The sequence below is a fragment of the Hoskinsella mucinilytica genome (genome assembly GCF_045223415.1).
Classification (GTDB): Bacteria; Bacillota_I; Bacilli_A; order Erysipelotrichales; family Erysipelotrichaceae; genus Hoskinsella; species Hoskinsella mucinilytica.
Map to the genome: position 1 here is coordinate 62,235 of NZ_JBEQZJ010000003.1, position 12,044 is coordinate 74,278.

General features: G+C 35.6%; 12 protein-coding genes. 9 read left to right on the forward strand and 3 right to left on the reverse strand.

Translation table 11 applies throughout. The features are described 5' to 3' along the window. Positions 1-8: 8 nt before the first annotated feature. The 8 genes from UGRO018_RS01630 (at position 9) to UGRO018_RS01665 (ending at position 9,420) form a co-directional block, all read left to right on the forward strand. Positions 9-167 (forward strand): hypothetical protein, encoded by a 159-nt coding sequence (locus UGRO018_RS01630; RefSeq protein ID WP_416324704.1) that lies wholly within the window; start codon positions 9-11, stop codon positions 165-167. Continuing rightward, positions 164-3,217 carry an Ig-like domain-containing protein gene (locus UGRO018_RS01635; protein WP_416324705.1) on the forward strand — a complete coding sequence of 1,018 codons (3,054 nt, stop codon included), beginning with the start codon at positions 164-166 and terminating at the stop codon, positions 3,215-3,217. The genes UGRO018_RS01630 and UGRO018_RS01635 overlap by 4 nt, the downstream gene beginning before the upstream one ends. After that, positions 3,177-7,148 carry an FtsK/SpoIIIE domain-containing protein gene (locus UGRO018_RS01640; RefSeq protein WP_416324706.1) on the forward strand — a complete coding sequence of 1,324 codons (3,972 nt, stop codon included), beginning with the start codon at positions 3,177-3,179 and terminating at the stop codon, positions 7,146-7,148. The genes UGRO018_RS01635 and UGRO018_RS01640 overlap by 41 nt, the downstream gene beginning before the upstream one ends. After that, complete coding sequence (locus UGRO018_RS01645; protein WP_416324707.1) at positions 7,141-7,386, forward strand: hypothetical protein; 246 nt, start codon at positions 7,141-7,143, stop codon at positions 7,384-7,386. The genes UGRO018_RS01640 and UGRO018_RS01645 overlap by 8 nt, the downstream gene beginning before the upstream one ends. A gap of 12 nt (positions 7,387-7,398) precedes the next feature. Then, positions 7,399-7,701 carry a WXG100 family type VII secretion target gene (locus UGRO018_RS01650; RefSeq protein ID WP_416324708.1) on the forward strand — a complete coding sequence of 101 codons (303 nt, stop codon included), beginning with the start codon at positions 7,399-7,401 and terminating at the stop codon, positions 7,699-7,701. Positions 7,702-7,713: 12 nt separating this feature from the next. Further along, the gene (locus tag UGRO018_RS01655) at positions 7,714-8,013 is read left to right on the forward strand and encodes a pore-forming ESAT-6 family protein (protein ID WP_416324709.1); all 300 of its coding nucleotides are present in this window, start codon (positions 7,714-7,716) and stop codon (positions 8,011-8,013) included. A gap of 186 nt (positions 8,014-8,199) precedes the next feature. Next, entirely contained in the window at positions 8,200-9,099 is a 900-nt protein-coding gene (locus UGRO018_RS01660; RefSeq protein ID WP_416324710.1) for an amino acid transporter, read from the forward strand. A 24-nt stretch (positions 9,100-9,123) separates the two neighbouring features. Continuing rightward, complete coding sequence (locus UGRO018_RS01665) at positions 9,124-9,420, forward strand: DUF4176 domain-containing protein (RefSeq protein ID WP_416324711.1); 297 nt, start codon at positions 9,124-9,126, stop codon at positions 9,418-9,420. Between the two features lie 41 nt (positions 9,421-9,461). Here the strand turns inward: UGRO018_RS01665 and UGRO018_RS01670 are convergent, their stop codons facing one another. Next, complete coding sequence (locus UGRO018_RS01670; protein WP_416324712.1) at positions 9,462-10,013, reverse strand: HD domain-containing protein; 552 nt, start codon at positions 10,011-10,013, stop codon at positions 9,462-9,464. Positions 10,014-10,181: 168 nt separating this feature from the next. Here UGRO018_RS01670 and UGRO018_RS01675 point away from each other — a divergent pair, with 168 nt between their 5' ends. Then, positions 10,182-11,177: a nucleoid-associated protein gene (locus UGRO018_RS01675; protein ID WP_416324713.1), complete on the forward strand. Its 996-nt coding sequence runs from the start codon at positions 10,182-10,184 to the stop codon at positions 11,175-11,177. A 49-nt stretch (positions 11,178-11,226) separates the two neighbouring features. Here the strand turns inward: UGRO018_RS01675 and UGRO018_RS01680 are convergent, their stop codons facing one another. Then, on the reverse strand, positions 11,227-11,460 hold the full coding sequence (locus UGRO018_RS01680) for a NifU family protein (RefSeq protein ID WP_416324714.1): 234 nt from the start codon (positions 11,458-11,460) through the stop codon (positions 11,227-11,229). 14 nt (positions 11,461-11,474) lie between these two features. Continuing rightward, complete coding sequence (locus UGRO018_RS01685) at positions 11,475-11,933, reverse strand: divergent PAP2 family protein (protein WP_416324715.1); 459 nt, start codon at positions 11,931-11,933, stop codon at positions 11,475-11,477. Positions 11,934-12,044: the final 111 nt, after the last annotated feature.

A 12,044-nucleotide genomic window follows, 5' to 3' on the forward strand; every position in this document is an offset into this window, starting at 1 on the left:
AGGATACGATGAATTATTATGTATTATCTAAACTATGTTATCTAATCGCTACCTTGTTGATGTTTGCGTTATTGTTATCCACTTACACAAAACGACAACGTCAGATTCATAAGAGGATCGAGATTAGAGAAACACAAATTATGAAAGAAAGTGAGGAGAAATATTGAAAAAATCAAAACAAATCGGATTTTGTTTATTGTCTGCGATGACTTTAGGTCAATTACACGCACCTTTGTCAGCTAAGGAATCAAGATTTATGATCAATGGCGCAGAAATTCAAAAGCAATATCATGATGTAGCTTGGCTGAGCTTTCAAGTCGAGGAAGAGAAAAAAGATGCAGTGAAGTTATACGTAAAAGATGAAGCTATGCAAAAACAAGAGGTTACATCAATCAAGTGGATAAAACAAGAAGGTGCGTGGATCGGACAAGTAGAGGTCATGGATGGAGAGAAAATTCAATATGAGCTATCTATTGAAGATGAGATCTATGAAACTCCGACTTTTTCTAAGGATACGATTACTTGTAGTATGAAGTTGTTTGAAAATGGTGAAGAAACTGGAGCCTTGAAAGATACTTATCAACAGGACACTATGATTACCTTTCAGTTTTCTGATCCACATATGGATCATGTAAGCGCCGATATACAAAAAGATGGACAACCGCTATCTTTGCCATGGTCTGTGGAAAATGAAGTTCTAAAGCTTCCTTTAACGAATGGAAGTTATGACATCCATATTGAGATGCAAGACACTTATGGAAATCGTTCTATATATGAAAAGAACATCTTGGTAGATGATGTACTTCCAAAGATACAAGTTTTTGTAAATGAAGAATCTTATGTAAAACCGATGATATCACAATTCGATCAAAAGGTAGATTTGATTTTGTTAGAGGAGCATTTGGATTTTTCAAATACAATGATCTTAGTTGATGGGGAAGAAACAAAGATTACCTGGGAAAGCGACGAATCAAAACAAAAAACGACAATGTTATTTACAGATGAAGGTGTACATACCATAGAGTGTAAGGTACAAGATCTTGCAGGAAATGTCATAGAAGAAACCTATTTGTTTGGTATTGATAAAACAGCGCCTGAGGTCGTATTACAAGAACAAAACGAACCAATCGATGACATCAAGCAGATCTATGATCATGAATTTCATTTACAAATGATGATTCAAGAACCTTTCTTGGATGTAAAGGAAAGCTATGTTTGCCTTGATGGAGAAAAGCAGTTACTTCCGGATATACGAGATTGTTATGAGTTTGTATTTCAAGATGGAATGCATACATTTCAATATCATATCGTTGATCTAGCAGGTCATGTAAGTGAAGGTGAGATATTGTCATTTCTTGTGGATAGTACAGCACCGATCATTGATGCATCAACATCGACCTACCATAAGGATGCCTTTGATCTACCTTTGAACATTCAGGAACGCAATCTAAAAGAGATCATGGTGACCTGTCAAAAAGATCAATATCAAAAAGATTTGAAGGTTGATTGGAATGAAACAAAGCAGGGAAGTTATGGTTTGTTACATTTTGAGGAAGAAGGTAGTTATGAATTAGAAATCGTAGCGATAGATCAAGCTAATAACAAAACGATAAAAAAAATATCCTTTGTGATAGATCAAACGGCTCCAATCGTAAAAGTAAAAGATGCTACACAAAAAAGCGATGTTTTAAATCATGAAAACGGAGTTTATTTGACTGCAACAGATTCTTTTCTAGATCAGAAAAAAAGCCAGATACAAGTGTATCGTAATCAGACATTGATGGATACTCAGTATTTGAATGATGCTAGTTGGAGCCATTTGTTTGATGAAGATGGAGATTATCAAATAGTGTGGGACATCGTGGATTTAGCAGGTAATCATACCTGTGGTAAGAAAAGTTTTATCATAGATCAAAGCAAACCATATGCATCAATACAAATAACAACAGCAAACAATACCAACGTACTTCCAAGTATATATGTTGATGTTAAAGATGCACATTTAAAGGAATTTGAGGTTATGGTTACAGAGAATCAAGAGACGAAGGTATGGCGGTTTCAGAATCAAAATCAAGCAGTTTTAACCTTAAAGGATCATGGATTTGCAAAGTATTCCATTTGTGTACATGCGCTGGATATTGCAGGTAATGAGGTGATCACAGCACCGGTTGATGTTATCTATGATCCAAATAGTCCACAGATCGAAGCATTCAGTCAAGGAACTTTTTTGAAGACGGATATCCCCTTTATCACAAATAAAGATATGGAAATTCAATGGACTGTTACGGATGAGCAATTGGCTGGTTATCGATATGAGCTTTATGAACAAGGAACGTTATTACGATCTCTTGAATCAGTTTCTAATTTAGTGGTTTATAAACAGGATGAGAAAATAAGCTCTTATCAATTAAGGATCATTGCGAGCGATTTAGCGGGAAATGTAATAGAAAAAAGTTTTGATTTTGTGATAGATTGTGAAAAGCCAGCTTGGAAAATACCCCAAACAGAAAAAGAATTAAGTTTTTCGAATCGCTGGATTCCAGAAGTAACAAAATTAAGTCAAGATATGCAAGTTGTTCATTGCGTTCTGAAAAAAAACGGTGTAGTCATTCCTTATGTTTGGCAAGAGCCAATTGAAGATGAAGGGGAATATGAGTTGATTTTACAAGTGAGGGATGCCGCAATGAATCGTTGGCAACTAGATCCGATCATCTTTTCTATAGATCATAGTGCTCCTGTGATTCGACTTTATGATGTTGATCATAAATGGCCTGTTGAACAACAAGCATCCTTAGGCTCTACGCTTTGTATTTATTTAGAACAGATGGATGAAAAGAAACGAGAACAAGAGCATTTTACAGAAATTTGGGTCAATGGGAAACAACTTTCTCTATCACAAATTCAATACAATGAACAAGGCGTTCCTTATGTATTAATTAAGGTCAATGGATCAATGCAGATTATGGCAAAAGCTGTAGATGTTGCGGGTAATGAACAAAAATTAGAAAGAAGCATTGAGATAAACAAAGAGGAAGAAATAAAGGAAACGATTCGGAAAAAGCAAAAACAAGAATCCATTCCGGATACGTTGATGTTGAGTGAAAAGGAAGCACAGGGAGATGAATTGATGTGGATCATAACATGTTCTCTTATACTGGCTTTTGGATGCTTATGGTATGGCACAAGAAAACGCCGAAATCATCATTCTAAGTCCTGATGATTTAGATACGTGTTTTCTTCCTACAGAGCATGAGGGAAGATTTTGGTTATATCGTAAAGATAAAGATGGTAAAAAGCCGGTAGCTGAAATTTGGGGTAAGGAGGATGGATGGTATCTTCTGAAAAACAAATTGTACCAATTTCCTCAAGATGGAAAGGAGTCATATCTTCTTACTTTCGATTTTCGGTTGTATTTACAAAGTAATGAGGGCGAATATTGTTTGATTTATCACCCTATTCCATCTACCAGTCATATACATTATGCATTGAAAAAGGAACAAATCTATCACATCGGAAGAGGTAAAGATCAAGAAATCGTGATCAAGGATAACATGATTTCCTATCATCATGCTCAACTTAGCTTTCATCAAGGTAAATGGCAGATCTTTGATTTACATAGCAGAAACGGAACATATGTGAATGCGAAAAGAGTGACCCAACAACAATTGAATCCAGGTGATCGTATTCAAATGATGCAATATTTGATCGTTATGGGAAAAGATACCTTATTGATTATGGCGGAATCTCAGCTTTCTCAAGTACTGGAACCATGTATTCCCCTATCCCAGAAAAGCATAGGTGTCCAAAGAAAGAAAATACTTCCATCAGCTATGCCAAAAAAAACACTGGAACCATTGAATGTCGAACTTGAACCTCCGATGAGTGTGACGGAAACAAAAAAAATGCCATTGATCTTGACAACAGGACCATCATTCACTATGGGAATGTCTTCTATGGCAATGGGGTTGTTGAGTGTGTATCAAGCTAAGATGCAACATCAATCATTGCAAAGTGTTTTACCAACCTTGTTGATGAGCTGTTCTATGGCAATCACAATGATGGTATGGCCGATCATACTTCATTATTATGAACAACATCAACAGAAAAAAGAAAAACAAAAACAGGAATGTGATTATCTAACATATCTAAAAGAGTTAGAAGAACAATTGCATAGCTATATGAAGGAAGAAGAGGAAAGCAGAAAGGTCAATTATGATGATAGTGAATCGATTCAAGATAAATTGAAATATCAACCTTGGCTTATGCATGAACGTTTACCACAAGATGATTCTTTCTTATTCATTAGCATGGGAAAAACAGAGTTGACAGCTTCCATTCATATCACATCAACAAAATCACCACTTTCTCCACCTAAAGATGCTAGCTGGAAGGCATATCAAGACTTTAAAAACCATAAATTTCTTTTACCTACCCAGACGTTTTGTCTAGATATGAAATTATGGTCACATATTGGTGTTTATGGTGAACATGAGGTTTGTTTAAAGTTCTTAATTGATAAAGTGATGCAAATATTCTTATTGCAACATCGTCAATTTTTACATATCTGTATGATCATACATACAGAAGATAGTTATCGATATGCCATTCGTACATTACCTGCATTGTTTTATGGAAGTCATCGTTTATTGGTATGTGAGAAAGAAGATGGCAAGGAAGTAGATCTGGCCTTAAGGGAATGGTGGAAACAACGCTTAAAACAGGAGTATCTTGTCATTGTTTCTTTTGATCGTAGCTTAGAAGAACGTCTGGATTGTCTAAGCATGCTACTACATGAGGAACATGTTGTATATATTCAATCTGCAAAGAGCATGCAACAACTACATCCAGAATGCGAGCTAATGATATCATTAAACGAATATGAAAAAATTAAAATAAACGATCATGTTGTAACACCTTCCTATATGAGTGATGTTGTCAGCAAAACATTGATGCATCAATATCATCGTTTGGAATTCATAGAAAAACAACATATTGGTTTTCCAATACAATTCACCTTTTTAGATATGTATCAATGTGGTAATGTTGCACAACTTGGTATTCTTCAACGATGGAAAAAGATGTCTACTTCACTAGAGGCTTGTGTTGGAATCAATGAACACGAAGAAATTATTAAGTTAGATCTTCATGAACAATTCCATGGACCTCATGGCTTGATTGCCGGTATGACAGGTTCTGGAAAGAGTGAATGGCTCATAACATTAATTTTATCTTTAGCGATACAACATGCTCCTAATGATATTAGTTTTGTGTTGATTGACTATAAAGGAGGAGGCATGGCTCAAGCTTTTGCTCAGTTACCACATGTAGCAGGGATATTGACCAATTTAGATGATGAACAGATTCAAAGAGCAATTCAAGGAATTCGTCAAGAATTGACCAGAAGACAAGCTTTATTTCGAAACTGTCAAAAAGCTTATGGTAAGAATGTGATGCATATTGATCAATATCGACAACTATGGTCTGAAGGTTTCGTCAAAGAACGATTAAGTCATATCGTCATAGTTAGCGATGAATTCGCAGAACTAAAACAGCAACAACCGGCCTTTATGGAAGATCTGAAGCAAATAGCTAGAATTGGAAGAAGTCTAGGTATTCATTTGCTTTTGGCAACGCAAAAACCAAATGGAGTGATCGACGATCAAATATGGAGCAATGCACGGTTTCATGTTTGTTTAAAGGTACAAGATCGTATGGATAGTATGGAAATGTTAAAAAAAGAAGATGCCATTTATTTGAAAGAAGCAGGTATGTTTTATTTACAAATTGGGTATGACGAGCATTATGTAAAAGGAAAGGCTGCATGGGCAAATGCACCTTATGTGGAAAAAGAAGAGTATAAGAAAAAAACGAATCAAAACTTATCAGTGATCTCTACGACAGGGACGATTCTGTATGAAAAAGAATTATCTTGTTGTCAAAGCGCAGAAAAAACACAGTTAGAGGCTATTGTTTCTTACTTACATGCATTAGCAAAACAATATGAGCTAATGGCAAGAGCTTTATGGCTTTCTCCACTAGACGAGACCATCACAAAAAAAGAGTTGGTGCTTCGTTATCATGATGAAGCGGTTATTGCTGAAATCGATGATCCAGCTAATCAAAGAAAGCTTCCCCTTCGATTCTCATTAGATAAATTGGCTCAGATTGCAGTTATCGCAAGTCGTGAAGAGGATCATCAAATCATGCTGGAAGCAATGTTATCCGCAATTGACCAAGAGCATACTTATCTTTATTTGTTGAAAGATGGTGACTTGGATATAGGAGCATTGGGAGTAGATGATGAGATTCTTTATCATGAAGAAGAAAAATGGCAGAGCTATCTGTATGTGTTACAACAAGAGTTAGAACAGCGAAAAAGAAAGCGAAGCAATCTGGCGATATTCTCAATATTTCAACACTTTGAAGCATTTTTATCTTCTGGAGAGGAACGAAAAGATGCGTTATTTCAACTTGCCAGAGAAGGTAGCAAGTATGGCATTTATTTCTGCTTTATGATGCAATCTCCTTATACAATGACGTATCAAATGAAAGGCTTTCTTTCTACCGTATATTGTTTTTATCTCGAAGAATCCGATGGTTATTTAGGATTATTTCATTCTAATGATGGTATAAAAATAGGAAAACAGCTAGGAAGAGGAATGTTAGAAAAAGAACAAATGATTTATCAATTTCAATGTGCTAGCGATATCACATTATCACAAAGAAAACGAAAAAGCAGAATGATCCCCTTGTTGCCGAAACGAGTTTATGATCAGAAGAAACATGGTTATCTATTCATTGGATTAGATGTGATAAGTAAAGAGCCGGTATGGTTATCAGAAAAAGATGATATTCTGATACTTTGTTCCTTCAGCTTTTATCAACCTTTTGAAAAGGTAATGAAGCAATATGACTCTATATCACTCTTATCTATGGAAGAACTAACGATACGACGTCAAGAGGAGAACATAAAAAAGGCTTTGATTCAAGGAAGTGTGCTTTGGAATGGTAGTGGATATTCACAAGCGTGTTATGCGTTGAATCTTCCTTATTTACCAGATCAGGGCTTAGACGAAAGAATGGGGGTTCTATGGAAAAATGGAAATCATCAGATCATTCGCTTGGTGGAGGAAATAGAAAATGGATGAAAGAATTCTTGTGGAGGTGTACGTACCGATCGTGCAGCTTCGATTTGACGCTTATTTTCCATTGGAAGCTACCTTGTATGAATGTACGCAAGCTTGCGTGGAATACATAAAAAAGAAAAGATGCTATCATCAGGCGATAAGCTATCTTTATCATGTACAAACAGATTGCATATTAGCATGTGATCAAATCGTAAAAGACTGTGGCCTGTTTACCGGCTCACAAATCATACTATTGTAAGGAGGTACTCTTATGAGTATAAAAATTAATGTAGACTATCAAAGACTAGAATCAAGTGCTTCAAGAATCGAACAACAGGCTGATGCCTATGAACAAAGATATCGCCATCTATTTCAGAGCGTAGACACAATGAAACAAGGATGGCAAGGAAAAGATAATCTTTCTTTTACAAGTCAAATCAGAGGATTTGAAACTGATTTTGTGAAAATGGTTACGTTAATGCGACAATATGCACAATTCTTAAGACAAAGTGCAACCATTTATCAGAAAACACAGCAGGAACGTGCTGATATGGCACGTCGTTTAACAAATTAAGGAGGAACCATTATGGAAATCATGAACATATCTTTAAATAATGTCACCACCTGCGCAAATCAAATTCGACAGGACAATGAACAGCTATACTCAAATTTACAAGAGATATCAGCGGTAATGACACAATTGGCGGGTTTTTGGCAAAGTCCTGCAAGTGAAACGATAAGACAACGTTTTCAAGCAATGTTACCGTCTTTTGATAATTACCGTACCATCATTGATTCTTACGCAAAATTTCTCGACTCTACTGTCCTCACTTATCAAACGATGGAACAGCAACTGAATGCAGAAGCTGACACCTTCAAACGCTGACCAGATTCATACCTACCTGAAACAATTGGATGTTATTCTTCAATATCTAAATAAAGTGGCAAACAGCAGTACTGTTTGTTGCTCATCAAAAGAGCTTCCCTATGTAAGGAATCATATTGATTCTATGAAACAAAATATCAAGGAGCAATCGTATATCTGTGAACAATTGTTATAATTTTATACGATATGCTGAACGTAAATACTGGAGAACTTCAGCAGGCTCTAAAACTTTGTTATCAAACGACTTCCCAAGTACAAACCTTAAGCAGTTGTTTTTATGAATGGAGACTAAATCAAAAAACTAAGCAATTAAGTTATGCATTAGAACAACTCCAACACTTTTATCAGGATTCCATTGAAGCATATGAAGCAATTGAATCAAATGTAATGCATGCGATGCAAACCATGATTCCACTTGTATCCAAAATCTTTTCTTATCAAGATGAAGAAGAGAAGACACCTCCCTTTTGGACCACCTCGTTTAAAACAGGTAAAACATATTCAAGATTTCATCATTCCTTTCGCAGTGATAAGTCCTTGCAGGACTATATGAAAAACGGTGCCTGTGTCGGTATATTTGGCAGTTTTCATGCACTTGAATGGAAAGCAGAAAAGAACATGAAATACATGGATATGGAAGGCCGCATTGATTTAGGAAATCTGGAAGCTGGTGGAGATGCTAAGATCCAATTGTTTGAAGATGATGCTTTCGCACCATCCCTTCATTTGGAAGGTAAGGTTATTGGAAGTCTTGGAGAAGCAAAGGCAACCGTTGGTTTAGGTACATCAAATTTACATATAGATGCTGAAGCTACAGGTCGAGTTGGTGTGGCAAAAGCAGAAGGTGAAATTACCATTAATAAAGAGGAATTTACTGTAAAAGGAGAAGTAGGTGTTGCGGCATTACAAGGCGATATCAAAGGTAGTTTTAATTTCTTTGGCGCAAAGGTAACGATCACTGGTGAAGGCGAATTAGGATCAGCAGGGTTAGGAGCAGAGTTTTCCAGCAAGGAAGGGGAGCTAGAGTTTGGAGGAAAAGCATCATTTTTGGCGGGTATTGGTCTGAAGGTTAAAGTTGAATATTGAAAAAGAGATAAATGAGGAGCATATATGAGAAAACAAACATTAGCACATATTTTACCATTAGGTTCTATTGTAACCTTAAAACAAGGGACAAAGAAGGTCATGATCATTGGTCGATGTCAAAAAAATCAAGCAACCGGTATCGATTATGATTATTCATCCTGTTACTATCCTGAGGGTGTTTTAAATCCACAGGAACTGTTTCTTTTCCAACAGGAAGATATCGATAAAGTATATTACATCGGTATGCAAGATGGAGAAGAATTTGCATTTCGTGATTTTATGGAACAACAACTTACCTCTATGGGTATGTTAGAAGATTGATCAAAAAAAGAAGATATCGGATAGATATCTTCTTTTGCGTCTTAACGTAGGATGGAAATTAAAGCCATAAAATAGAAAGAAACATGTGATGCTTTTAGCTTACGCCCACTTTGTAATAGCATTTCACTTACTGCACAATATTTATCCACTGCCTGTACGACCCAACCTTCTTTGGTTTTAGGACAATGAATGGTCATTGGCCACATATGATGAACGATACAATCCTCCATTACTGGATTAATACTACATGCTTTCTTTGCATTATCCAATGCTATTTGCGGATGGATAGAACAATGTCTTCCTTCCATAGGACGTGTTTCTTTTTCACGCCAATCATAGAAATACAGATCATGAAGTAAACCGGCTCTTGCAATACTATAAGCATCAAGATGGAATCTTCTTGCTAATAAAAAGCTATAATAAGAAACATTCAAAGAATGTTGAAAACGACTTGTTTTTAAATGTTGAGAAAACTCTTTCAGACCTTGAACATCTTCAATATCGATCAAATCTTTGATACAATCCAGATATTCATTTGCTAATATACAGTTTTCATTGTCTAAATCCACTCTTGAAAATATAGCTTTTTCCATTTCATCAGCCTCTCTAGCACTCTCGCTAATATTTATTGTAACATATTTATAGAAAAAATCATGTGATTTTGTTGTGATTTTTATAAAATAATACAATTTTATATTTACTGGAATTTTTTTTTGAAATAAGGTATGATTATCGAGATGAAAATGGAAAAGAGGATATAGATGGAACTGGAAAAAAGCATTGTTCATATTTTGGATTGTGAGCATAATACCTTTATACCTAGCTCACGCTGTATGCAGGATATGAGTGAAGAAATTGCGAAAATGATCGAGACCAAGGCAAATAAGGTATTTGCCAGTACAAAGAAAAAAGCAGCCCATTTCAAAGAGGGCAGTATTGTGAAAAATTGGATAGAAAATTATACAGCATCCTTATTGAGTTTTGAGGAACTAAGTGAAAAGCTTGCGAAGCATATGTTTGATTTAAAAATGAAACACGGTATTTATGAGGGAAGCGATTTCATGGTCGCTAGTATCTTACAAGAAGGAAGAAGATATCTTTTGATATTGGATAATGGTTATCAAAGTGGATTAACTCATCATCTTCTACAAGAAGATCAAATATATAATGAATTGATTTCTTATCGTACTCTGTTATCTTCTAATTTAACGAGTAAGGATCGTGCTGCTTTGATAGAATGCAGTGATCTAAGCATTCATTGTGTTGAAAATAAAGTAGAAATCGAAGCGCAAAAGGTAAATTTTTTATCAGAACTCATCTTGCAATGTACGACCCAAGCAAGTTATGTAGAGGCAGTAAAAGCCATTACAAAAACAGTTGAAGAAGTGAAGGATAAATACGATATCCAAGAAGTCAATTTGATACCGAAAATGAAAAGCATTGTAAAAGATAGTGTGGAACAACAAAAAGATATTGATATGGAAGAAATTGCCAGTGTTTTGTTTGAATCACAACCATTAGCAAAAATGGATTTTAAAGAAGAAATCAAAAATCAAGGTATTCATGAAAAAATCGATGTGGAATATATGAAACCAAGAAAAAGTGAAAAAGTACAAAAGATCAAAACAGATAATGGGATTGAAATCATTATCCCGGTTGATTATATGAATTCAAAAGACTATATCGAATTTGTTACACAAAGTGATGGTACCATCAGCATTCAGTTAAAAAACATAGCACATATCACAAGTAAATAAAAAATGACCCGCTTTATCACTTTGATAACGGGTCTTGTTTTATATTGGATCATTCTGGTGCAACTGCAACACCAACCACACCTTCAACTTCATCTAATAGGATCGCCTCAATGCCATCTTTGATGGTATCATCCAAGGCAAAACATCCCATACATGCTCCTAACATGCGAACAGTAACAATACCATCCTCGAAAGAAACAAATTCTACATCACCGCCATCACGCTGTATGTATGGACGGATCTTTTCAATCACGTGCTTAATTTCTTCAATTTTTGTTTGCATGATATCCCTTCCTTCTAAATATGAAGCAACTCATATAGAACAAGAGCAACCAATATACCAAGTAATATGCCGCCTAATACTTCGATGAATTTGTGGCCAAGCACACTTTTGATTTTTTCCTGATAGATTGGATCAGAAAATTTCAAACCTTTTAAAGTTTCCAGATCGCTGATCAACTGTTTCGTCAACTGAATATTTTTACCAGCATAATAACGAACATTTGTTGCATCATAGATGACGATAAAACTGAATACACAGGTTATCGCAAAAAATGTTGAATCAAACCCTTCACTCATACCAATGGCAATGGTCAAAGCACTAACCGTGCTACTGTGTGAGCTAGGAAAGCCTCCACAGGCAATACATTGATGTACATCAAATTTCTTTGTTCTCAAATATAAGACAAAGGGCTTTAACACCTGTGCTAGTACATTTGCTAAAAGTGCGGCCAACAAAGGGTATATAGAACTCATAGTGTCACCTCAAACCATGCGAGATAGGAAAAATTCCATCTGGCACTTATTATTATAACACATAAAAGCGAAGATATGATATAATAAACCCGATGAAATGAGGTGAAGCCG

What these genes read in the sequence shown, in the direction of transcription:
- UGRO018_RS01685 (WP_416324715.1), bottom strand. Translation starts at nt 11,933, where the DNA reads ATGAGTTCTATATACCCTTTGTTGGCCGCACTTTTAGCAAATGTACTA.
- UGRO018_RS01650 (WP_416324708.1), top strand. Translation starts at nt 7,399, where the DNA reads ATGAGTATAAAAATTAATGTAGACTATCAAAGACTAGAATCAAGTGCT.
- UGRO018_RS01640 (WP_416324706.1), top strand. Translation starts at nt 3,177, where the DNA reads ATGGCACAAGAAAACGCCGAAATCATCATTCTAAGTCCTGATGATTTA.
- UGRO018_RS01670 (WP_416324712.1), bottom strand. Translation starts at nt 10,013, where the DNA reads ATGGAAAAAGCTATATTTTCAAGAGTGGATTTAGACAATGAAAACTGT.
- UGRO018_RS01630 (WP_416324704.1), top strand. Translation starts at nt 9, where the DNA reads ATGAATTATTATGTATTATCTAAACTATGTTATCTAATCGCTACCTTG.
- UGRO018_RS01655 (WP_416324709.1), top strand. Translation starts at nt 7,714, where the DNA reads ATGGAAATCATGAACATATCTTTAAATAATGTCACCACCTGCGCAAAT.
- UGRO018_RS01665 (WP_416324711.1), top strand. Translation starts at nt 9,124, where the DNA reads ATGAGAAAACAAACATTAGCACATATTTTACCATTAGGTTCTATTGTA.
- UGRO018_RS01675 (WP_416324713.1), top strand. Translation starts at nt 10,182, where the DNA reads ATGGAACTGGAAAAAAGCATTGTTCATATTTTGGATTGTGAGCATAAT.
- UGRO018_RS01645 (WP_416324707.1), top strand. Translation starts at nt 7,141, where the DNA reads ATGGATGAAAGAATTCTTGTGGAGGTGTACGTACCGATCGTGCAGCTT.
- UGRO018_RS01660 (WP_416324710.1), top strand. Translation starts at nt 8,200, where the DNA reads ATGCTGAACGTAAATACTGGAGAACTTCAGCAGGCTCTAAAACTTTGT.
- UGRO018_RS01680 (WP_416324714.1), bottom strand. Translation starts at nt 11,460, where the DNA reads ATGCAAACAAAAATTGAAGAAATTAAGCACGTGATTGAAAAGATCCGT.